Origin of the sequence: Nonomuraea sp. NPDC049646 (genome assembly GCF_044465525.1) — a bacterium.
Taxonomy (GTDB): Bacteria; Actinomycetota; Actinomycetes; order Streptosporangiales; family Streptosporangiaceae; genus Nonomuraea.
On record NZ_JBITLU010000015.1, the window covers coordinates 108,490 to 129,306 of the forward strand.

The window sequence follows — 20,817 nt, forward strand, 5'->3', positions numbered from 1 at the left end:
GGGACCGCATGGCACGCATGGGGCACGACAACGTCCGAGCGGCCATGATCTACCAGCATGCGGTCAGAGGAGCCGGCGAGGCGATCACCAACGCCGTCGATCGGCGGCTCGAAGCGCGAGACGACCGCAAGGCCACGGCGAGCGTGACGGGTCATCGCCGTCCCCTGAGCGAGCGTACGAAGCGCTGAAGGCCGACGAAGAAGCGGGCCGAGCGGTGGGGAGTTCGAGGGGCGGGAGTCCCTCGCCATCTGGCGAAGCCCCAAGAAGGATGGTCCGGGCGAATCGAGGGCGACTCGGGCAGGCGGCAGGCCCACTGTGTGGGCAGGCGACGGGTGGGTGGCGTTCACCGAACGGAGGAGGAGTTGGAGCGGGTGACGGGAATCGAACCCGCGCTGTCAGCTTGGGAAGCTGATGTTCTGCCATTGAACTACACCCGCACGAACCGAAGTACGCGCCCCCCACTGTAGCGGAAACTTGCCCCCCAACAGCAAACCCAACGCCCCACCTTTTCCGGCCGGGACGGTAAGTTGGCTCACCGTGTTGCTATCTGACCGTGACATCCTTGCTGAGATCGACTCCGGCCGGCTCGCCCTAGACCCCTTCCACCAGGACATGATCCAGCCGTCCAGCATCGACGTACGGCTCGACCGCTACTTCCGTGTCTTCGAGAACCACAAGTACCCCCATATCGACCCCTCCGTCGAGCAGCCGGATCTCACGCGGATGGTCGAGCCGTCCGGTGACGAGCCGTTCATCCTGCATCCGGGGGAGTTCGTGCTGGCCTCCACCTATGAGGTGATCACGCTCCCCGACGATCTGGCCTCGCGGCTGGAGGGGAAGAGCTCGCTCGGACGGCTGGGCCTGCTGACCCACTCGACCGCCGGGTTCATCGATCCCGGTTTCAGCGGGCACGTGACGCTTGAGCTGTCCAACGTGGCGACCCTGCCCATCAAGCTGTGGCCGGGGATGAAGATCGGGCAGTTGTGCGTGTTCCGGCTCAGCTCGCCCGCCGAGCACCCGTACGGATCCGCCAAGTACGAGTCCCGGTATCAGGGGCAGCGGGGCCCGACTCCGTCCCGGTCGTTCAGGAACTTCCACCGGACGAAGATTTGAGTGAACAACAGGTGAACATTTAGGGAACGTCGCGGAAGGATGAGCCCTCCGCGCACCCGACAACAGGCCACGTCACCGGCCGGATTTCCCTGCAAAAAGCGGCCAAACTACAACGGACGCCGGTGTCGCACAACATACGCAGGGTAGCCAGAAGGCGAAGGGGACATGAAGTTCGCATTTCGCCTGGTAACCCGTACCCTCTTCCACGGACCATCCCCGCACATCTGGAGAACGACGTGCGCCTGCGTCTCACGCCACGTGAGGACAGCTACTACGACCTGTTCGCCGACTCCGCGAACAACCTGGTCACGGCATCCCGTCTGCTGGTCGAGATCATCAGTGACGGATCGGACAGGGAAGCCCTGGCCGAGAAGATGCGCGCCTGCGAGCACGCCGGTGACGAACGCACCCATGCGATCATGAACCGGCTCAACGAGAGCTTCATCACTCCGTTCGACCGTGAGGACATCTACCGCCTCGCCTCCAACCTCGACGACGTGATGGACGCGATGGAGGCCGCCTCCGACCTCATCGTCCTCTACCAGATCGACCATCTCCCCAAGGACGTGGTCCGGCAGGTCGAGGTCCTGGAACGCGCCGCCGAGCTGACCGCCGAGGCGATGCCCCGGCTGCGTTCCATGAAGAACCTCAACGAGTACTGGATCGAGGTCAACCGCCTGGAGAACCAGGGTGACCAGGTCTACCGCAGGCTGCTGGCCAAGCTGTTCAGCGGCGAGTACGACGCCCTCACCGTCATGAAGATGAAGGAGGTCGTCGACGCCCTGGAGGAGGCCGCCGACGCCTTCGAGCACGTGGCCAACACCGTCGAGTCGATCGCGGTCAAGGAAAGCTAGGCCCAGTGGACCTCACGCTCGCCCTCGTCATCGGCGTGGTCGTCATCTCCCTGGCCTTCGACTACACCAACGGGTTCCACGACGCGGCGAACGCCATCGCGACCTCCGTCTCGACCCGGGCGCTCACTCCCAGGGCCGCGCTGTTCATGGCCGCGGCGATGAACTTCATCGGCGCCCACCTGGGCACCCAGGTGGCCCAGACCGTCGGAAAAGGGATCATCGACGCTCCCAACGGTCCGCACGGCCTGGTCGTCGTGGCCGCGGCGCTCATCGGCGCGATCGTCTGGAACCTGATCACCTGGTACTTCGGGCTGCCCTCCTCCTCCAGTCACGCGCTCATCGGCGGCCTGGTGGGCTCCGCGCTGGCCTCGGCCAGCGTGGTGCACTGGGACGGCGTCGTCGAGAAGGTCGTCATCCCGATGATCCTGTCGCCGCTGATCGGGTTCAGCCTCGCCGCGCTGATCATGATCGCAATTTACTGGATCTTCCGCAACAGCCAGCCGGGCAGGACGAACCGCGGCTTCCGCTATGCCCAGACCGTCTCGGCCGCCGCCATGGCGCTCGGGCACGGCCTGCAGGACGCGCAGAAGACGATGGGCGTCATCTTCCTCGCGCTGACGGTCGGCGGGTACGCCAGCCCCGGCGAGGGGATCCCGCAGTGGGTCATCCTGAGCGCCGCCGGTGCGATCTCGCTCGGCACGTACGCCGGCGGGTGGCGCATCATGCGCACGCTCGGCCGGCGGATCATCGCGCTCGACCCGCCCCAGGGGTTCGCCGCCGAGTCGGCCGCGGCCACCGTCCTGTACGGAGCCGCGATCGGGTTCGGCGCGCCGATCTCCACCACCCACACCATCACCACGGCGATCATGGGCGTCGGCGCGACCAAGCGGCTGAGCGCCGTGCGGTGGGGCGTGGCCGGCAACATCGTGACCGCCTGGGTGCTCACCATCCCGGCGGCGGCCCTCGTGGCGGCGCTGGCCTACGCAGTCCTCCACCTGATGGTGGAGTAGGGCCTGACGGTGGAGTGGCACGCCGGGGGCTATCCGCCGGCGTACATCACGTCCACGTCCCAGCGGGCGAAGCCCAGGGACTCGTACAGCCTGATCGCGGCCGTGTTGGCCTCGTCCACGTAGAGCATCGCGTGGGCGAGGCCGCGCGAGCGCAGGTGGGCCAGGCCGGCCAGGGTGAGCGCCCGGCCCAGGCCGGTGCCCTGCTGGGAGGGGTCGACGCCCACGACGTAGACCTCGCCGAGCGGCTCGTGGCCGTGCTCGGACGAGCCGTGGATCTTGGTCCAGTGGAAGCCGGCGAGCCGGTCGCCGCGGACGGCCAGGAAGAAGCCCTCGGGGTCGAACCAGGGCTCGCGCTCGCGCCGGTGCAGGTCGTCGAGCGTCCAGGCGCCCTGCTCGGGGTGGTGGGCGAAGGCGGCGGCGTTCACCTTGAGCCACGCCTCCTCGTCCTGGCCCGGGACGAACGTGCGCAGCTCCACACCTTCCGGAAGCGTGTAGGGCGGCAGCGGGGCCGACAGCGAGCGGCGCATCTGCCACAGCGAGCGCACCCGGTCGAAGCCGAACGACGCCGCCAGCGCCCCGGCTCCGGCGTGGTCGCCGTGCGCCCACAGCCGCACCCTGCCGCCGGTCAGCTCCAGTACGGCCCGCAGCAACCGCGTCCCGTGGCCCTGGCGCCGGTAGGCGGGATGGACGACCAGCTCCGCGCTCGGCCCCTCGACCTCGTCGGTCGGATCGACGTGCGCGTAGCCCGCGGGCGCGCCGTCGTCGGCGTGCAGCAGCAGCGAGCGGGCACGGGGATCGCCGCCGTACCGGAGATGGAGCATCACGTGCTCGTTGAGCGGGCGGACCCCGTCCGTCTCGGTCGCCGCCTCGACGATGCGGAGAACCTGGGAGACCTCGTCGTCGTCGAGCCGTTCGCAGATCTTCACATGTGCACCCACATAAGGAACTCTAGGCGTACCAATGGCGAACAATGCCATGGGCTGCCCCGGTCAATCGTTACCTTTGCGACATTCGTTGCATAGGGAGACGTCGTAACGTCCCTCTCATGACGTCACGCACCCTCCTCCGGCTGTGCACGGCCGGCGCCGCCACCGCGGCCGGGATCGCCCTGGCCATGGCGCCCGCGGTCGCCGCGACCAGCGGCTCGGCCGGTCACGGAAACGGCCACGGAAACGGCCACGGCGGGCCGACCGTCCCGGTCCGCCTGCTGAGCATCAACGACCTGCACGGCAACCTCGAACCGCCGTCGGGCTCCTCCAGCCGCATCCTCGACCCGGACGGCCCCCTCGTCGACGCCGACGGCTCGCTGACCGGGCTGCCCGGCGGCAAGTACTCGATCGCCGGCGGCGCGTCGTACCTGGCGACGTACGTCAAGCAGGCGCGTACCGAGAACACGCTGCTCGTGGCGGCGGGCGACCTGATCGGCGCGTCGCCGCTGATCTCGGCCGCCTACCACGACGAGCCCACCCTGGAGGTGCTCGGCTCGCTCGGGCTCAACGCCACCGCGGCCGGCAACCACGAGTTCGACGAGGGGTACGCCGAGCTGCAGCGCCTCATGAACGGCGGCTGCCACCCGGTGGACGGCTGCTCGCCCGCCGGCCAGTGGAAGGGCACGGACTTCGACTTCCTCGCCGCCAACGTCCTGAAGGAGGGCTCCGGCCAGTACGCCCTGCCGCCGTTCTACGTCAAGAAGATCAACGGCGTGCAGGTGGGCTTCATCGGCCTGGTGACGGCGACCACGCCGACCATCGTCACCGCGGAGGGCATCAAGGGCCTGCAGTTCACCGAGGAGGTCGCCGCGGCGAACCGGGCCTCGGCCTACCTGGCGCGCAGGGGCGTCAAGGCGCAGGTCGTCCTGATGCACGAGGGCGACTCGACCACCCCGAACCAGAGCCCGGACGCGTGCTCGGCGAACACCGCCAACGCCGGCTCGCGCATCGCCAGGGAGCTGAGCCCGCAGATCGACCTGGTCATCAGCGGCCACTCGCACCAGGCCTACATCTGCAAGACCAAGGACCCGGCGGGCCAGGACCGCTACTACACGCAGGGCTCGTCCTTCGGCCGCGTGCTGACCCAGATCGACCTGCGGGTCGACAAGCGCACCCGGGACGTGGTCCGCTCCTCGGTCACCGCGGACAACAAGGTCGTCGCCCGTACGGTCACCCCGGACCCGCAGGTCGAGGCCCAGGTCCAGACGTGGCGGACGCGCAGCGCCGAAGTGGCCAACCGCAAGATCGGCTCGATCACCGGTGACATCACCAACGTCGTCACCAACACCTCGGCGGCGACCACCAGGCCGGAGACGCCGCTCGGCGACCTGATCGCCGACTCCCAGCTGGAGGCGGCCAAGCCGGCGGGGGCCGAGATCGCGCTGATGAACCCGGGCGGCATCCGCACCTCGCTGACGTACGCGCAGTCGGGGTCCGAGGGCGACGGCGTCGTCACCTACGGCGAGGCGTTCGCCGTCCAGCCGTTCAGCAACATCGTCCAGGTGCGGACGTACACGGGCGCGCAGCTCAAGGCGCTGCTGGAGCAGCAGGTCTGGACGCCCAACCCGGCGACGGGCGCGATCAACCACCGGATGCTCCAGGTGTCGTCGTCGCTGACCTACACCTTCGACACCACCAAGCCGGTGGGGTCGCGCGTGTCGGACGTCAAGCTCAACGGCGCCCCCGTCACGGACACGCAGTCGATCAAGATCGCCGCGAACAACTTCCTGATGGGCGGCGGTGACGGCTTCTCGGTGTTCACGCAGAGCACGGACACGTGGAGCGGGCCGGTCGACCTGGACGCGTTCACGGCGTACCTGACCGCGCACTCGCCGATCAGCCCGTCGGCGGCCGACCGCATCACGATGATCAAGTGATCTCCGGGCCGGAGGTCCCGCCGCGCGGGGCCTCCGGCCTTTCCTGACCGGGCGCGACGGGTCTCAGCTCCGGTGCGGTGAGTCGCCGGCGGGATCCTGCTCGCGGTGCAGGGGCAGGCGGGCCACCAGGCGGGCGCCCGGCTCGTGGTCGGCGACCTTGAGCGTGCCGCCGTGCGAGACGCAGATCTCGCGGGACAGCGGCAGGCCGAGCCCGCTGCCGCCCTTCTCCTTCCGGCGGGCGTCCTCCAGCCGGGTGAAGCGTTCGAAGACGCGCTCGCGGTCGGCGGGCGGGATGCCGTCGCCGTCGTCGGTGACCGAGACGCAGACGTGGTCGCCCTCCACCCACACCTTCAGGTCGATCCGGTGCGCGGCGTGCCGGGTGGCGTTGTCCAGCAGGTTCGTCAGCAGCCGGTCGAGCTGCACGGGCGAGCCGAGGACGGGGGCCTGGGCGCACACGTCCACCACTATGGGGATCTTGCCGCCCTCGCGGCGGCGCACCTGCTCCTCGGCCAGGCGGCACACGTCGACGACGCGGCGGTCGGGGATGGCGCCGGCGTCCAGGCGGGCCAGCAGGAGCAGCTCGTCGATGATCCCGGTGAGGCGTTCGGCGGCGGCCAGGGCGCGGGCGCCGGTGGCGGGCCAGTCGGTCTCGTCGGGGTAGGCGTTGGCCACCTCGAGCTGGGTGCGCAGGGCGGAGATGGGGCTGCGCAGCTCGTGGGAGGCGTCGGCGACGAAACGGCGCTGGGTCTCGGCCGAGCGTTCCAGCCGGTCGAGGGTGTGGTTGGTGGTGGCGGCCAGGTCGGTGATCTCGTCACCGGTGTCGGGGACGGGCACGCGCCGGCTCAGGTCGCGGCCGGTGATCTCGGCGAGCTCGGCGCGGATGCGCTCGACCGGGCGCAGCGCGGAGGCGACCACGACCCAGGTGATCCCGGCGACGAGCACCAGGGCGATCGGCGTGCCGAGGAACACCATGGCGTTCAGCCAGGACAGCGCCCGGTTGACGTCGCTGAGCGAGGAGGCGCCGTAGACCGTGACGAGCCGGCCGTCGGGGGTGTGCACCTGGATCGCCATGATCAGGTACTGGGCCTCCTTCTCGTCCCTGAGGCCGGTGAGCGTGCTCTCGGCGCTGTAGAGGGTCTCCGGCCTGGCCACCTGCATGCCGGACAGCCGCTGGCCGGGGTGCAGGCCGGGGCTGGTGGCCAGCACCCGTCCGTCGGCGTCGACCACCTGCAGGAGCTGCACCCGGGCCGGGGCCTCCAGCGACGCGGGGAGCTGCCCGGTGCGGGCCTCGCTGGCCACCCTGCGCACGGCCAGCTCCACCCGGGTCTCCACGAGCCCGTGCAGGTTGTCCGGGCCGAGGGTGAGGGCGAGCGTGCCCGTGACGGCCAGGACCACTGCCGCCACCAATGTCGCGAGCGTGGTCAGGCGCCCGCGGATCGAGCGGGGAAAGAGCCTTTTCGCCATCCCGTGAGACCTACCCATGGAGACCCGGACGGGGAAAAGGCCGGATCGAGATTCGGCAAGCGGCCCGCAAAGAGGGGTGTCCCGCCGGGCCGGCCCTGCGTCCCGCTCGAATAGTGGATCACGTGGGAGGCGCCACGGGCCTGCCGCCGGTCCTCGGCGGGCGGCTGTCGCGACACATGGGCGAGGTGATCGATCCGTGCCGCATCATCACCCCCTGAGCGGGTTCTGGGCCGCGCCGGCGCTGGTCGTGCTGGTGACGTACGTGGTGCTGGCCGGGCGGACGGCGTGGAGCCGGTGGCGTACCGCGAGCTTCGCCGGCGGCTGCGCGCTGGTGACCGTGGCGCTCACCGATCCCGTGGCCGCGCTGGCCGCGACCGACTTCCGCGGCCACATGATGCAGCACCTGCTGATCGGCATGCTGGCGCCCCTGGCTCTGGCCCTGGGCGCGCCGGTGACGCTGCTGCTGCGCTCGCTGCCGGTCCCGCGGGCCCGCCGCCTGACCTGGGCGCTGCGCGGGCCCGCCGTCCACCTGGCGGCCAACCCGTGGACCGCGCTGGCGCTCAGCGCCGGCGGCATGGCGGCCCTGTACTGCACGCCCCTGTACGGCCTCGCCCCCGCGCCGCCGGTGCACGCCTGCCTCCTGCTGGCCGGTTACCTGTTCGCCTGGGTCGTCGCCGGGCCCGACCCCGCGCCGCGCCGCCCGCCGGTGCCGGTGCGGCTGGCCGTGGTGGGGGTGGCGGTCGCCGTGCACGCGGGCCTGTCCGGGGCCATGTACGCCGGCCGGCTGGCCCTGCCGGCGCCGTCCGACCAGCTCAGGGGCGCGGCGGAGATCATGCTCTACGGCGGGGGCGCCGCGGAGCTGCTGCTCGCCCTGGCCGTGGCGGCCTCCTGGCGGGCCCGGCGCACTCCCGAGAACGCCGACGTCGAGCTGCTCGCCCCCGGCCTCACCGTCCGGGTGCCGGGGGAGCCCGAGCCCGTCCGGCGGGTCCGCGTCCCCGACCGCGAGCCGGCGAGGACGCGCGGCCCGCTCACCCCGGCCCAGTACGGCGACGAGGACGAACCAGACCCCGCCGACCTGTAGCCGCCCGGTCAGTGGGCGGCGCGGGAGCGGAAGAGGTCGTAGAGGGCGGCGGCCAGCGCCATGACCACGAAGCCGAGCACCACCCACAGGCCGTGCCGGAAGGCCGTCGGCCAGCCCTGCGGCAGCGAGCCGAAGAACGCCGAGCCCGCCGCCGCGATGCCGATCGCCGACCCGAGCCGCTGCCCGGTCTGGAGCACCCCGGCGGCGCTGCCGCCGCCCGCGGGAGGCACCTCCGAGAGCGTGATCGCCTGGTTGGGCGAGATCACCAGGCCGCTGCCGATGCCCGCGACCAGCAGCGGCAGCGCGGTCGCCGCGCCCACGCCGGCCCCCGGCACCAGCAGCGTCGCCACCATGGTCGCCAGCAGGCCCGCGATCACCGTCCCGAGCCCCACCGCGACCAGCTTCCTGCCCGCCCGGCCGACGAGCCTGCCGCCGACCACCGACGACCCGGCCGACCCCAGCGCGAACGGCGTGATCGACAACCCGGCCAGCAGCGCGCTGTAGCCCTCGCCGCTCTGCAGGTACAGGGTGAAGGCGAAGAAGATCCCGGTGAACCCGGCGAAGTAGAACAGGGCGATGGCCGACCCGAGGCTGTAGGAGCGCCGGGCGAACAGTGCCAGGTCCACCAGCGGCTCCCTGGGGTACAGCCGTTCCCACAGCACGAACCCGGCCAGCACGAGCAGCGCCGCGGGCACGAGCAGCCACTTGGCCTCGCTCTTCCACTGGTGCTGCTGGATGAACGGCAGCAGCAGCGTCGCCACGCCCACGCCGAGCAGCAGCACGCCGACCGGGTCCATGCTCTCCCGCCGCCCGGCGCGCACCGGCCCGGGGGCGGGCTCGGGCAGCCACTTCCAGGCCAGCGGCAGCAGCGCGATCCCGATGGGCAGGTTCACCAGGAACACCCACCGCCAGCCCTGCTCGGCCCCGAACCCGGTGACCAGCGCGCCGCCGATCAGCGGCCCGGCGGCGGTGGACACGCCGATGGTCGCGCCGAGCGCGCCGAAGGCCCGGCCGCGTTCGTGGCCCAGGAACATCTGCTGGATCAGGCCGGACACCTGCGGGTTCAGCATCCCGGCCGCCATGCCCTGCACGAGCCTGGCCGCGATCAGCACCGGCATGCTCCCGGCGAAGCCGCAGGCCGCGCTGGCCGCCGTGAACAGCACCACGCCCCACATGAACAGCGTCCTGCGGCTCCTCGCGTCGCCCATCCGCCCGGCCGGGACCAGCAGCAGGCCGAACGTGAGCGCGTAGCCGGACAGCGTCCACTGCAGCCCGTCGTCCGAGGCGTGCAGGCCGGCGCGGATGGAGGGCAGGGCCACGTTGACGATGCTCACGTCCAGGCCCGACATGAACGCCGCGACCAGGCACACGCCCAGCGCCCGCCTGCGCGTGTCGGAACCGGATGCCTGCATCGCGACCTCTCTGCGGGACAGGGGCAGCGATCATGATTCCCCCCAGGCTGGGAAATATCGTCCTAGGCGGACAATGATTTCTTTGCCGGGCCCCCGCGAAGGAGCAAGTGATCATGGACACGATGGCCGTGGAGCGGAACGGCATCAACGCCGTCCCCGACAGCGAGCGGCGCGGAAGACCGTCCGACCTGTTCTGGCCCTGGGCGGGGGCGAACCTGTCCCTGTTCGGGGTGGCGTTCGGCGTGTACGTCGTCGGGCTCGGCCTCGGCGTCGTCCCCGCCGTGGTGACCGGCGCCGTCGGGTACGGGCTGTCGTTCCTGCTGGTCGGCCTGGTCGCCGTCGCGGGCAGCCGGTCCGGCGTGCCGACGATGACGCTGGGCCGGGCGCCCTTCGGGTACCAGGGCAACAAGCTGCCCGCCTTGCTGTCGTACGTGTCGAACGTGGGCTGGGAGATCGTGCTCGTCACGCTCTCCGCGCAGAGCGGCGCCGCCATCCTGCGCCGCGTGGCGCCCGGGATCCCCGAGACGACCGCCACGGCCGGCTGCTTCGCCGTCTCGGCGCTGGTCGTGATCGCCGTCGGCGTGTACGGCCACGCCATGATCATGGTCGTCCAGCGTTACCTGACGTACGCGTTCGTCGTGCTGACCGTCGTCTACCTGATCCTCATGCTGCCCAAGCTGGGCGGCTCGCTGGAGACGACGGCGGGCCCCGGCGGCTGGGTGGGCGGCGTCATCCTCTCCATGACCCTGCTCGGCCTGGGCTGGGTCAACTGCGGCGCCGACTACTCCCGCTACCTGCCGGCCGGCTCCCGGCCCAGGTCGGTGGCCCTGTGGACGACGCTGGGCGGCGCGCTGCCGCCGATGGTGCTGCTGGTGTTCGGCGTGCTGCTGGCCGGCGGCGACCCGAAGCTGGCCGAGGCGGCGGGCGGCGACCCGGTGGGCGCGCTGGCGGCGGCGTTGCCGACCTGGTTCCTGCTGCCGTACCTGCTGACCGCGATCGGCGGCTTCCTGGCCGGGGCGATCATGGACATCTACTCGTCGGGGCTGTCGATGCTGGCGCTCGGCGTGCCGGTCAGGCGGCACCTGGCGGTGCTGATCGACGGGCTCCTCATGGTGCTCGGCGGCTACTACCTGCTGTTCGTCTCCGACAACTTCTTCGGCACCTTCCAGGCGTTCCTGGCGATCATCGGCGTGGTGATGGCCGCCTGGGTGGCGATCTTCCTGGTGGACATGTGGCGGCTGCGGGACGGCGGCCGCGCCTACGACGAGCGCCTGCTGCGTCCCGGCGCGCCCGCACTCAACCCGGCCGGGCTGGTCTCCCTGGTGGTGGCCTCGGTCGTGGGCGTCGGCCTGATCACGTCCGCGGACGAGCACATCGCCGCGGTCGTCGGGTTCCTGATGAGCGACGAGCTGCGCGACAGCACGTTCGGGGCGGCCAACATCGGCGTGGTCATCGCGCTGCTGCTGGCCGGGGCGCTGTACTTCGTGCTCACCCTGCGCCGCCGCTGACCCGGGGCGAGGTCAGTTCGGGCCGGGCCGGCGCCAGGTCTCCAGCGGCGCGGGGGAGCTCATGCGCTCCTTGAACTCGCGCGCCCTGGTCAGGCAGTCGGGGCAGACCGGCTCGGGCACCGACCGGGCCAGGGCCTCCGGGGGCGGCTCGCGCCGGGTGCCGAGCACCGTCCGGTCCGGAGGCAGGCCGGTCTCCGGGTCGATGGTCATCATGGTGACGTTCGCGGCGGTGTAGGGGAACGTGCGCTTGCATGCGAAGCACGTGCCGATCGTGGTGATGTGGTCGTCTTCCATGGATCCGCCCTCCCTCACCGCACGGTACCTCGCGATCAGGGATTGCGGCGCAACGCCCACTCCACCGCGGGGCAGCGGTCCATGACGACGTCGAGCCCGGCGTCGAGAGCGCGCTGGGCGGCCGCCTCGTCGATCACGCCGATGGGCAGCCACACCGCCTTCGCGCCGGCCGCGATGGCCTCGTCCACGACCTGGCCGGCGAACTCCGAACGCCGGTAGACCGCCACCACGTCGGCCTTGACCGGCACCTCGGCCAGCGACGTGTAGCCCGGCTCGCCCAGGACCGGCCGGCCCGCCGGATGGACCGGGATGATCTTCTTGCCGCGCGCCTGGATGCGCTGGGCCTGGTCGTAGGCCGTGCGCTGCGGGTCGTCGCCGAGCCCCACGAACACCCACGTCCCGGCCTCGTGCAGCAGTTGCCTGATCACGCGCTGATCCGCGAAACGATCGTCCATGCAGGCGTCAACACGCCGGACGCGCGCGGGCTTCCCGGCCTACGCCTGGGCGGTCGGCAGCACGACCACCTGGCGCAGGTTGACGTGCCGGGCCCGGCTGACCGTGTAGCCGATCAGGTCGGCGATCTCGTCGGCGGTCAGCGGGGTGAACGCCTCGAACATCCCGGCGAGCTGCGCGCCCAGCTCGGCGTTGTCGATGTGGTCGCCGAGCTCGGTCGCGGTCAGGCCGGGTTCGAGGTTGGTCACGCGCACGCCGCGCGGGCCGAACTCCGGGCGCAGCGAGGCCGACAGGTGGGTCAGCGCCGCCTTGGTCGCGCCGTAGACCGCGTAGTTGGGGAACGTGACGTGCGCGCCGATCGAGGAGATGTTCACCAGGTCGGCCGTCCGTCCGGCGTCGGCGGCGGCCAGCAGGTCGGCGGCGAAGGCGCCGGTGACGCGGAGCACGCCGGCGACGTTGGTGTCCAGCATGCGCGTCCACTCGTCGAGACGGCCGTCCTGGACGGGGTTGGGCAGCATCACGCCGGCCGCGTTGACGACCAGGTCGGCCCGGCCCAGCCCGGTGTGGACGACCTCCACGGCGGCGGCCACGCCGGCGTCGTCGGTGACGTCCACGGTGACGGGCAGCGCGGTGCCGCCGTCGGCGTCGATCTTGGCGGCCAGCTCGGCCAGCCGGTCGGCGCGGCGGGCGAGCAGGGCCACCTTGGCGCCGTTGGCGGCCAGCAGGCGGGCCGTGGCCTCGCCCATGCCGCTGGCGGCTCCGGTCACGACGGCGATGCGGCCCGAGAGGTTCTCGTAGTTCGTCATGGCTCTCACCCTGGCCGAGCCGCGCGGACTTACCCAGCGCACGGCTTTTCCTGGTAACGGCGGTACTACCCTGAAGCGGTGGAAGGTGATTTGGGGCAGTTTCTCCGTTCTCGTCGGGCCCGGATCCATCCGGCGGACGCCGGGCTGCCCGCGTCGGGGCGGCGGCGGGTCAGCGGCCTGCGGCGCGAGGAGGTCGCGCTGCTCGCGGGCGTGAGCGTCGACTACTACATCCGCCTGGAGCAGGAACGCGTCCAGAACGTCTCCGACGCCGTGCTCGACGCCGTCGCCCGGGTGCTGCGCATGGACGACACCGAACGCGCCCACCTGAGCGACCTGCTCCGGCCGGTCAGGCACGTGAGCCGGCCCGTCCTGCGGCCCGGGCTGAGCAGGCTGCTCGACCTGGCCGACGGCATGCCCGCCTTCGTCCTCGGGCCCCGGATGGACGTGCTGGCCTGGAACGCGCTGGCCGACCGCGTCAGCGGCTTCGCCGGCGTCCCGGACGGCCGGCGCAACCAGCTCCTCCAGGTGTTCCTGGCGCCGCACACGCGCACCCTCTACCGCGACTGGGCCGAGGTGGCCGCCGACACGGTCGCCTACCTGCGGCTGTACGCCGGCCGCCACCCTGAGGACCCGCTGCTGGCCGAGCTGGTCGCCGAGCTGTCGGCCGACCCCGACTTCGCCCGCCTGTGGGCCGAGCACGGGGTCGCCGAGAAGACGTACGGGACCAAGCGCCTGCGCCACCCCGAGCTGGGCGAGCTGGACTTCGCGTACGAGACCCTGGCCGTGCCCGGCCAGCCCGACCTGGCGATCGTCATGTACACCGCCGACCCGGACTCGGCGACCGGCCGCACGGTCGCCCGGCTGCGGGCGGAGATCGACTCCTCGCGGGAACTCGCCCGGTCCGTCCGTGGTTGACCCGGGCGCGGGCCAGTGGGCATCGTGGGGCGGGTGACCGCCGATGACGTCGCTCTGACCAACCTCGACCAGCCGCTGTTCGACGGGTCCGGCGCCACCAAGCGCGACCTGGTCGACTACCTCGACGCGGTCGCCGACCGCATCGTCCCGGCGCTGCGCGGGCGCGCGCTGTCGGTGCTGCGGGTACGGCCGGGCCAGGAACCCTTCATGCAGAAGAACCTGCCCAAATACGCTCCTTCCTGGATCAGGACCGTCACCGTCTGGGCCGAGGCGTCCCGCCGGGAGGTGACGTACGCGCTGTGCGACGACCGGCGCACCCTGCTCTGGTTCGCCAACCAGCGGGCCGTCGAGTACCACCCGGCGCTGTTCCTGGACGGCCGGCCCACGCACCTGATCCTCGACCTCGACCCGCCCGAGGGCGACGACTCCTTCCCGCTCGCCGTGCGGGCCGCCCACCTCGTCCGCCAGGCGCTCGCCGACGCCGGGCTGGCGGGCGCGGTCAAGACCAGCGGCGCCAAGGGCGTGCACGTGTTCGTCCCCGTCCCGCCGGGCACCGCCATGGACGACCTGGCCGCGGCCACCCGGGCCCTGGCCGCCCGCGCCGAGCGGCTCGACCCGGCGCTGGCCACGACGGCCTTCATCAGGGAGGACCGCGCGGGCAAGGTGTTCATCGACTCCACCAGGGCCGGCGGCGCGACGGTCGTGTCGGCCTACAGCCCCCGGGTGCGGCCGGGCGTGCCGGTCTCCTTCCCCGTCCCCTGGGACGAACTCGACCAGGTCGTGCCCGCCGACTTCACCATCCACAACGCGGCCGGGCTGCTCGGCGGGCGCGACCCGTGGGCCGAGCTCATGCCGGAGCCGCGCGAGCTGCCCGCCGACCTGGTCGCGGAGGGGCACACCATCCCGGTGGCCCGCGTCCAGGCGATGCACGAGGGCAAGCGCCGGGCCCGCGCCCGGCGTGCCGAGTCACCGTAGTGTCCGGATATTGACGCATTGGCGTAGGCCGGTAGACCTTCTCAGGGCTGCCTCGACGGGCTACTTTGCGAATCATTGCGGCTCGGGGGATTTCTCCGCATCTCACTCCTAGGGGAGCCTGCATGCGCAGAATCATCATCGCTCTGCTCACCGCTCTCGCCTTACCCGTCGCCATGGCGGTCCCGGCGAGCGCGGGCCCGCTCGACGACGTCTTCGCCAAGCTGCTGGTGAAGCAGGTCAAGGGCGAGAACGTGAAGAAGCACCTGGAAGCCCTCCAATCCATCGCCAACGCCAACGGCGGCACCCGCGCCGCCGGCACGCCCGGCTACAACGCCTCCCGCGACTACGTGGCGGGCAAGCTGCGCAAGGCCGGTTACAAGGTCACGCTCCAGCCGATCAACTTCGTCGAGAGCTGGACCGAGAACAGCCCGCCCACGCTGAACCGGACCGCGCCGGACGCCAAGACGTACGTGCCGAACGAGGACTTCTACTCCTTCCAGCCCTCGCCCGCCGGGGACGTGACCGCGCAGGTCCAGGGCGTGGATCTGATCCTGCCCCCGACCCCGACGCCCACCTCGACCAGCGGCTGCGAGGAGTCGGACTTCGCCGGGTTCGTCGCCGGGCGCATCGCGCTCATCCAGCGCGGCACCTGCGCGTTCGCCCAGAAGATCCGCAACGCGGGCCGGGCCGGCGCGTCCGGGATCATCGTGTTCAACGAGGGCCAGCCGGGCCGGACCGACGCGTTCCCGCTGGACATCGGCGAGTGGCGGGCGAACGTGCCCATGGTCTTCGCCGACTTCGCCGTCGGCAACGAGCTGGCCACCGGCTCGCCGACCGTGCGGCTCAAGGTCGACGCCAACCTCGTCCTGGGCGCCAACGACAACGTGATCGCCGAGTCCCGGTTCGGCGACCCGCGCAACGTCGTCATGGTCGGCGGGCACCTCGACAGCGTGACCGCCGGTCCCGGCATCAACGACAACGGCTCGGGCAGCGCGACCATCCTCGAAGTGGCCGAGGAGATGGCGCACTTCCCGGTCAAGAACAAGGTGCGCTTCGCGTTCTGGGCCGCCGAGGAGATCGGCCTGCTCGGCTCCGACCAGTACGTCGAGAAGCTGTCCCAGGCGCAGCGCGACCGGATCAGGGTCTACCTCAACTTCGACATGGTCGCCTCGCCCAACTACGCGTACAAGCTGTACGACGGCGACGACTCCGACGGCCAGGGCTCGCCGGCCGGTCCGCCCGGATCGGCGCAGATCGAGCGGCAGCTCGCCGACTTCTACGCCTCCCGCCACCTGCCCACCGTGGGCACCGACTTCGACGGGCGCTCCGACTACGGGCCGTTCATCGCGGTCGGCATCCCCGCGGGCGGCATCTTCACCGGCGCCGAGGGCGTCAAGACGGCGGAGGAGGCCGCGCTGTTCGGCGGCGTCGCCGGCCAGCCCTACGACGCCTGCTACCACTCGGCGTGCGACACGATCGCCAACATCAACGCGACCGCGCTCGACGTGGACGCCGACGCGGTGGCCGACTCCACGGCCAGGTTCGCCTTCAACCTGAACGGCATCCCGCCGCGGACCGCCGCCGCCAAGACCGCGCTCACTTCGCAGTCGGCGCGCTGAGCAGGCGATCCCGGGCGGGCCGCCGCCCGCCCGGGGTCCTTCAGCTTGTACGGCTCGGGGCGCGCAGGGCGGCGACCGCGGCGGCGGGGTCGTCGGCGAAGAAGCGGATCGAGGTGACCTCGGCCCGCCCGCCGAGCGGTCGCACCGCGACGACCGGCTCGCTCAGCTCCACCGTCACGTTCGTCCTGGACGCCACCGCGACGCCCAGCCGCCCGCCGTCCACGCTGATCAGCCCCGCCTCGTTGTAGTTCTGGACGGTCCGGACGGAGGCGATGAGGTCGCGCGGCACGCGCAGGTCGAAGTAGGCGGCGTACCGGACGCGCAGCTCGTCCCCGGTGACCACATGGGGCCTGGTGACGGAGGCGGCGGCCATGAAGACGACGAACAGCAGGCTGTACAGGTCGGCGGCCAGCACCGGCACCCGTATCGCCGCCGGCACGTCGTTCACCACCAGCAGCAGGTCCACGACCGCCGTCTCGACCGCCATCGCGAACATGAACAGCCCCAGGGTGAACGCCTGCTCCTTGGCGTACGACAGGGCGGTCGCCCCCGCCGGGACGCCGTGTCGTCGCCGGGCCGTCCACAGGGCCACGCTGGTCAGTCCCGCCAGCTCGAACCTGAGGACCGCGCGCAGCACGCCCATCATCACGTCTTCTCCTCGGCGTCGGTCTCCGTGAGTTCGGTGAAGAGCAGCCGGAGCACCTCCGCCTGGGCGGGCGACAACTCCCCGAGCATCGTCTCCATCCAGGACAGGTCGGCCCCCGGGCCGGAGGGCACCATCCCGGCCAGCTCGTCCGGTATGTGGGCGGCCATGTCCGCGGCGAGCGGGCCGATCCGCTCGTCCCCGGCCGGCGCGTCCGCCAGCTCGTCGAGCCGCCGGTACAGCTCCTGCCCGGCGGCGAGCGCGTCCGGCTCGGTCATCGGGCGCATCAGCTCGGCCAGGCCCGCCTGGCCCTCCTCGTCGGACAACATGGTGGCCAGGGTCAGCAGCTCGTGGTCGAACGCCCCGAAGGCCGAACCGCCGCCGTCCAGGTCGCGCAGCACGGCCGCCGCGCCGGGGGACACCATCGACTCCGGGCTCAGGCCGGGCTGCGCGAGCAACGCCGCCAGCCGGGCCCGCCGCGCCGCGATGGCCTCCTGCTGCCTGGCCAGGTCGGCGTCCAGCTCCTGCAACGCCTCCCGGAAGTCCGCGCCCCGGTCGTCGGCCAGCGCGTCCCGCAACTCCTCCAGCGACAACCCGAGCCCGGCCAGGTGCCGCACCCGCGCCAGTCGTACGGCGTCGCGCAGCCGGTACTCGCGGTAGCCGTTGGGAAGACGTTCGGGCTCGGGCAGGATCCCCAGGTGGTGGTAATAGCGCACGGTACGGGTCGAAACCCCGACCAGCGCGGCCAGCTCGCCGATCCGCATGCCCTCATTGAACAGTTTGACGTCGCGTCAAGGTCAAGCCGACGGGGTTCCGGCCTCTCTGGCTGCTCGGAAGGGGCTTCGGGGGTCTGTGTTGATCTTTGGGAGCCAGACGGGAGCCACTGCTCCACCCGGCCTGCGGCTTGAAGATCTTGTCCATCACGACCACGCCCCTGGTCAGGGCCGGCCTGATCTCTTGCCGGTAGACGGTCTCGGTCACGTGCGTTGACGAATGACCGACGATGCGGGCGATCTCCTCGATCGCCACGTCGTGAGCGGACAGCAAGGACACGAAACTGTGCCGAAGCTCACGCGGGCACCAGTTGGTGCCGATCCCTGCTACATCTGCGATGAGTCTGAACTCCCGCCAGATGTAGTAGCGGTTCATCGGTGTTCCGTCCTCTCGACGGAACACGTGTGCGGTGTCTTCTTCTCCTTCTCCCGCCGCGAGGCGTTCTGCTGCCCTGGGCTTGTGCAGCTCGGTCAGCACTTGGACACCCCACTTGGGGACTAGGAGGACGCGACGGGATTTCGGTGTTTTCGTGTCTCCATTTCCTGCTGTGGTCCTTCCATGGCAGGGGACCAGTAGCGATGGAGTGGAATCCAGCAGGAGTGTTGCCTACGCCCGTCCCTGAGCTCACTCCATACAGGTCAGACGCGTATCGGCACTGATCGGAAACTTCCGCGCCACGTACGCGATCGTCCGCTCGCTGCCCAGCGCCATGCCGACCCCTTCTTGCATGAGCTATGGCGAGATGCCTAAGACACCTCGTCACGCACCTGCCTTGTCGATGGCGTCCGTTTGCTGGAAGTTGGCCTGGAGGCGGCTTCATGCGCCAGGTCAAGGGAAGGAAATTAGCGGCGGCTTCTGCCCATCCTCTTCCGCTAGATCAATCCAATCGGCCCACGATAACGAGGTGATCAGATCATGCTGGAAGTCGAACTCGACATTTTTTCCGGAATGCCGAATCCTACGTGGACCCTCACCTATGAAGAGGAGGGTGAGCTGACAGAACGCATTCGGGCTGTACCGCAGCAGGTTTCGCCGCTGCATACGAGCGGCGAGGCGTTCGGTCTCGGTTATCGCGGATTCATCGTGCGTCTGATCAAGGACGACAATGGCCCCTGGAGTCGGTATCAATCCTCCAGAGAAACTCCGTTTCCCATTGAGTTTCGAGTAGGAAGTGTGCCAACAGATGCGGGGTCGTCCGTTGCCGAGTGGCTACTCGAAACGTCTGCAAGGCGAGTGGGGGTAGACGACGAGCTGCTGTCATCTGCATCGCGGGGGGTAAATCTTATTCCGCCGCCACCTGAGGATCCGCCACCGCCACCGCCACCGCAGTCTGGGGGCTCCCGCCCTGGCAAACAGGAACAATCATTCGAGGGCATACGGGGAGTTTGGCTAGATCCATGCCCGGACGCCAATTCCCTGTATTGGGACAACTATGCGACATTCAACGGCCCGGACGTCGTAGGAAAGAACAACTGTTACTGCTTCGCTGCAAATCACATCGCAAACCGCCGCTATGCCCTGCCCGGGCTTAGAGGGGGGGCGCCGGCCCAAAGTATGTCAGTCGGCCAGATAGCGTCGGGGTTGGACGCTGACGGCTGGAGGGAGACTTGTCAGCAGCCAGACGGGTTGACTATCGCGGGAGCGGTTTGGCCCGGTCAGGACTACCATTTCTACCGCTTGGTAACCAATGGGGACGAGTGGCTTTGGGCGCACAAGCAGGGCGGGACTCCGGTCATCCATGAAGACAGGTCCGGCCGGACGTTGAAGAGGATTCAGACGGGGCCCTACACAGATATCTGGTGGCATCCAGAGGTTTGCGATAGAGGCGACTATACGGCTTTCGTCGGTTTTTTCTATCAAGAGAACGCCACGGCGCTGGTCAAGTAGCTGCCTTTGGTCGCCGTCCCCAAGGCTGGGTACGAGCGCGTCGCCGAGCGAGTCTTTGGGGCGGGCACGTTGAGCCGAGCTCGTCGCGAATGAGCACTTTCCGGCGCGGCCGGAGGAACGTCTGGTCCGGCCCGTTCGTCGTCATGGTGTGACCCTCTCCCCGGAACTCGACGAACGGCTGCGCGAGGCGTCCGCCAGGATGCACCGCGCCGAACACGTCCGGCGGCTGCGCGGGAACGCCGCGCAGCAGATCGCGGACGTCCGCGACACCCTGAAGGGCCTGGAGTCCGAGCTGGCCGGCGAGGAGCGCGACGTCGCCCGGCTGGAGGGCGGGCTGTCCGCCGTCCTGTCGCGCATGCTGGGCAACCGGGAGGAGCGCCTGGCGCGCGAGCGCGCCGAGGTGGTGGTGGCCAGGGAACGCGTGGACGGTCACCGCGCCCGGCTCGCGCAGCTCGAAGCCGACGTCGCGGCGGCCGACGCCGAGCTGGCCGTCCTCGACCCCGCCTCCCGCGAGTACGCGCGGCTGCTGGTCGAGAAGGAGCAGCAGCTCGTCCGCGGCGGCGATCCGCGCGCGCGGGAGCTGGCCGACCTGGCCGCCGCGCTCGACCGGGTGAGCGCCGACGTGCGCGAGTGCGACGAGGCCCACCACGCGGGGCAGGGCGCGCACGACGCGCTGGCCGTCGTGCTGCGCCTGCTCGACTCGGCCAGGACGGCCTCCACCTTCGACGTGTTCGGCGGCGGCCTGATCGCCGACGCCTTCGAGCACGACCGGCTGACCAGCGCCGACCAGGCCGCCTGGCACGCCCAGCGGGCCCTGGACGTCTTCTCCCGCGAGCTGGCCGACACCGGGATCGCGTCCCGGCCGGTGATGCCCAAGGTGGACACCCGGTGGTTCGTGGACGCCTTCTTCGACAACATCATCAGCGACGTGCTCAAGCATCAGCGCATCGAGAGGACCAGGGCCGAGGTGCAGAGGCTGGCGCAGTGGGTGCGCGAGACCAGGGCGCACCTGAGGGGGCGGCGCGGCCAGTTGCTGGCCGAGCAGTCGCGGCTGCTGACCAGGCGCGAGGAGCTGCTGCGTCCGGAGTAGCCGTGCGCCGGGCGTCACCGACCACTGTCGTCACGGACAGTAGTTGAATGACT

21 protein-coding genes and 1 tRNA gene are annotated in these 20,817 nt (G+C 70.7%); 12 read left to right on the forward strand and 10 right to left on the reverse strand.

The genetic code is table 11. The annotated features are described in order from the left end of the window. Positions 1 to 17 precede the first annotated feature (17 nt). A complete protein-coding gene (locus ACIBQ8_RS37005; protein ID WP_397173559.1) occupies positions 18 to 188 on the forward strand; it encodes a hypothetical protein in 171 nt (56 codons plus the stop codon). 175 nt (positions 189 to 363) lie between these two features. Here ACIBQ8_RS37005 and ACIBQ8_RS37010 read toward each other — a convergent pair. Further along, a tRNA-Gly gene (locus ACIBQ8_RS37010) sits at positions 364 to 437 on the reverse strand. Positions 438 to 537: 100 nt separating this feature from the next. On the opposite strand from ACIBQ8_RS37010, the gene dcd reads away from it, so the two are divergent. The 3 genes from dcd (at position 538) to ACIBQ8_RS37025 (ending at position 2,977) form a co-directional block, all read left to right on the forward strand. Then, on the forward strand, positions 538 to 1,113 hold the full coding sequence (dcd, locus tag ACIBQ8_RS37015; protein ID WP_364326571.1) for a dCTP deaminase: 576 nt from the start codon (positions 538 to 540) through the stop codon (positions 1,111 to 1,113). A 236-nt stretch (positions 1,114 to 1,349) separates the two neighbouring features. Continuing rightward, positions 1,350 to 1,967, forward strand: a complete 618-nt coding sequence (locus ACIBQ8_RS37020) for a DUF47 domain-containing protein (RefSeq protein WP_106243913.1) — start codon at positions 1,350 to 1,352, stop codon at positions 1,965 to 1,967. A gap of 5 nt (positions 1,968 to 1,972) precedes the next feature. Further along, positions 1,973 to 2,977: an anion permease gene (locus ACIBQ8_RS37025; protein ID WP_397173273.1), complete on the forward strand. Its 1,005-nt coding sequence runs from the start codon at positions 1,973 to 1,975 to the stop codon at positions 2,975 to 2,977. A gap of 29 nt (positions 2,978 to 3,006) precedes the next feature. Here the strand turns inward: ACIBQ8_RS37025 and mshD are convergent, their stop codons facing one another. Beyond that, positions 3,007 to 3,915: a mycothiol synthase gene (gene mshD / locus ACIBQ8_RS37030; RefSeq protein ID WP_397194390.1), complete on the reverse strand. Its 909-nt coding sequence runs from the start codon at positions 3,913 to 3,915 to the stop codon at positions 3,007 to 3,009. A gap of 107 nt (positions 3,916 to 4,022) precedes the next feature. Between mshD and ACIBQ8_RS37035 the strand changes: the two genes are divergently transcribed. After that, positions 4,023 to 5,843, forward strand: coding sequence for a bifunctional metallophosphatase/5'-nucleotidase (locus tag ACIBQ8_RS37035; protein ID WP_397194391.1), 1,821 nt, complete (start codon positions 4,023 to 4,025; stop codon positions 5,841 to 5,843). Between the two features lie 63 nt (positions 5,844 to 5,906). Here the strand turns inward: ACIBQ8_RS37035 and ACIBQ8_RS37040 are convergent, their stop codons facing one another. Beyond that, positions 5,907 to 7,247, reverse strand: a complete 1,341-nt coding sequence (locus ACIBQ8_RS37040) for a sensor histidine kinase (RefSeq protein ID WP_397173278.1) — start codon at positions 7,245 to 7,247, stop codon at positions 5,907 to 5,909. 256 nt (positions 7,248 to 7,503) lie between these two features. On the opposite strand from ACIBQ8_RS37040, the gene ACIBQ8_RS37045 reads away from it, so the two are divergent. Then, on the forward strand, positions 7,504 to 8,388 hold the full coding sequence (locus ACIBQ8_RS37045) for a cytochrome c oxidase assembly protein (RefSeq protein ID WP_397173280.1): 885 nt from the start codon (positions 7,504 to 7,506) through the stop codon (positions 8,386 to 8,388). Between the two features lie 8 nt (positions 8,389 to 8,396). On the opposite strand, the gene ACIBQ8_RS37050 is transcribed toward ACIBQ8_RS37045, so the two are convergent. Next, the gene (locus tag ACIBQ8_RS37050; protein ID WP_397173281.1) at positions 8,397 to 9,800 is read right to left on the reverse strand and encodes an MFS transporter; all 1,404 of its coding nucleotides are present in this window, start codon (positions 9,798 to 9,800) and stop codon (positions 8,397 to 8,399) included. Positions 9,801 to 9,913: 113 nt separating this feature from the next. On the opposite strand from ACIBQ8_RS37050, the gene ACIBQ8_RS37055 reads away from it, so the two are divergent. Beyond that, positions 9,914 to 11,308 carry a purine-cytosine permease family protein gene (locus ACIBQ8_RS37055; RefSeq protein ID WP_397173283.1) on the forward strand — a complete coding sequence of 465 codons (1,395 nt, stop codon included), beginning with the start codon at positions 9,914 to 9,916 and terminating at the stop codon, positions 11,306 to 11,308. Between the two features lie 12 nt (positions 11,309 to 11,320). On the opposite strand, the gene ACIBQ8_RS37060 is transcribed toward ACIBQ8_RS37055, so the two are convergent. Genes ACIBQ8_RS37060 through ACIBQ8_RS37070 form a run of 3 tightly spaced genes read right to left on the reverse strand, consistent with a single transcriptional unit; the run spans position 11,321 to position 12,861 of the window. Continuing rightward, positions 11,321 to 11,602 (reverse strand): hypothetical protein, encoded by a 282-nt coding sequence (locus ACIBQ8_RS37060; protein WP_397194392.1) that lies wholly within the window; start codon positions 11,600 to 11,602, stop codon positions 11,321 to 11,323. Between the two features lie 35 nt (positions 11,603 to 11,637). Then, complete coding sequence (locus ACIBQ8_RS37065; RefSeq protein WP_397194393.1) at positions 11,638 to 12,057, reverse strand: CoA-binding protein; 420 nt, start codon at positions 12,055 to 12,057, stop codon at positions 11,638 to 11,640. Between the two features lie 39 nt (positions 12,058 to 12,096). Beyond that, a complete protein-coding gene (locus tag ACIBQ8_RS37070) occupies positions 12,097 to 12,861 on the reverse strand; it encodes an SDR family oxidoreductase (protein ID WP_397173289.1) in 765 nt (254 codons plus the stop codon). Positions 12,862 to 12,939: 78 nt separating this feature from the next. On the opposite strand from ACIBQ8_RS37070, the gene ACIBQ8_RS37075 reads away from it, so the two are divergent. From ACIBQ8_RS37075 to ACIBQ8_RS37085, 3 genes are all read left to right on the forward strand, one after another. Further along, positions 12,940 to 13,776, forward strand: coding sequence for a helix-turn-helix transcriptional regulator (locus ACIBQ8_RS37075; RefSeq protein ID WP_397194394.1), 837 nt, complete (start codon positions 12,940 to 12,942; stop codon positions 13,774 to 13,776). Positions 13,777 to 13,809: 33 nt separating this feature from the next. Beyond that, positions 13,810 to 14,751, forward strand: coding sequence for a DNA polymerase domain-containing protein (locus ACIBQ8_RS37080; RefSeq protein WP_397194395.1), 942 nt, complete (start codon positions 13,810 to 13,812; stop codon positions 14,749 to 14,751). Between the two features lie 122 nt (positions 14,752 to 14,873). After that, positions 14,874 to 16,370: a M28 family metallopeptidase gene (locus ACIBQ8_RS37085; protein WP_397173295.1), complete on the forward strand. Its 1,497-nt coding sequence runs from the start codon at positions 14,874 to 14,876 to the stop codon at positions 16,368 to 16,370. Between the two features lie 40 nt (positions 16,371 to 16,410). On the opposite strand, the gene ACIBQ8_RS37090 is transcribed toward ACIBQ8_RS37085, so the two are convergent. The 3 genes from ACIBQ8_RS37090 to ACIBQ8_RS37100 are packed head-to-tail and all read right to left on the reverse strand — an operon-like array spanning position 16,411 to position 18,384. After that, positions 16,411 to 17,019 (reverse strand): hypothetical protein, encoded by a 609-nt coding sequence (locus tag ACIBQ8_RS37090; RefSeq protein ID WP_397194396.1) that lies wholly within the window; start codon positions 17,017 to 17,019, stop codon positions 16,411 to 16,413. After that, positions 17,016 to 17,777, reverse strand: coding sequence for a MerR family transcriptional regulator (locus ACIBQ8_RS37095; RefSeq protein WP_397194397.1), 762 nt, complete (start codon positions 17,775 to 17,777; stop codon positions 17,016 to 17,018). Before ACIBQ8_RS37095 ends, ACIBQ8_RS37090 begins: the two co-directional genes overlap by 4 nt. A gap of 4 nt (positions 17,778 to 17,781) precedes the next feature. Next, complete coding sequence (locus tag ACIBQ8_RS37100) at positions 17,782 to 18,384, reverse strand: tyrosine-type recombinase/integrase (protein ID WP_397194462.1); 603 nt, start codon at positions 18,382 to 18,384, stop codon at positions 17,782 to 17,784. Positions 18,385 to 18,702: 318 nt separating this feature from the next. Here ACIBQ8_RS37100 and ACIBQ8_RS37105 point away from each other — a divergent pair, with 318 nt between their 5' ends. Both ACIBQ8_RS37105 and ACIBQ8_RS37110 read left to right on the forward strand, forming a co-directional pair. Beyond that, positions 18,703 to 19,674: a hypothetical protein gene (locus ACIBQ8_RS37105; RefSeq protein WP_397194398.1), complete on the forward strand. Its 972-nt coding sequence runs from the start codon at positions 18,703 to 18,705 to the stop codon at positions 19,672 to 19,674. Between the two features lie 148 nt (positions 19,675 to 19,822). Continuing rightward, entirely contained in the window at positions 19,823 to 20,764 is a 942-nt protein-coding gene (locus ACIBQ8_RS37110) for a hypothetical protein (RefSeq protein WP_397173303.1), read from the forward strand. Positions 20,765 to 20,817 lie beyond the last annotated feature (53 nt).

Coding starts and splice junctions, on each gene's coding strand:
- ACIBQ8_RS37005 (WP_397173559.1), top strand. CDS start 18: ATGGGGCACGACAACGTCCGAGCGGCCATGATCTACCAGCATGCGGTC.
- ACIBQ8_RS37035 (WP_397194391.1), top strand. CDS start 4,023: ATGACGTCACGCACCCTCCTCCGGCTGTGCACGGCCGGCGCCGCCACC.
- ACIBQ8_RS37050 (WP_397173281.1), bottom strand. CDS start 9,800: ATGCAGGCATCCGGTTCCGACACGCGCAGGCGGGCGCTGGGCGTGTGC.
- ACIBQ8_RS37055 (WP_397173283.1), top strand. CDS start 9,914: ATGGACACGATGGCCGTGGAGCGGAACGGCATCAACGCCGTCCCCGAC.
- ACIBQ8_RS37060 (WP_397194392.1), bottom strand. CDS start 11,602: ATGGAAGACGACCACATCACCACGATCGGCACGTGCTTCGCATGCAAG.
- ACIBQ8_RS37065 (WP_397194393.1), bottom strand. CDS start 12,057: ATGGACGATCGTTTCGCGGATCAGCGCGTGATCAGGCAACTGCTGCAC.
- ACIBQ8_RS37070 (WP_397173289.1), bottom strand. CDS start 12,861: ATGACGAACTACGAGAACCTCTCGGGCCGCATCGCCGTCGTGACCGGA.
- ACIBQ8_RS37085 (WP_397173295.1), top strand. CDS start 14,874: ATGCGCAGAATCATCATCGCTCTGCTCACCGCTCTCGCCTTACCCGTC.
- ACIBQ8_RS37095 (WP_397194397.1), bottom strand. CDS start 17,777: ATGCGGATCGGCGAGCTGGCCGCGCTGGTCGGGGTTTCGACCCGTACC.
- ACIBQ8_RS37105 (WP_397194398.1), top strand. CDS start 18,703: ATGCTGGAAGTCGAACTCGACATTTTTTCCGGAATGCCGAATCCTACG.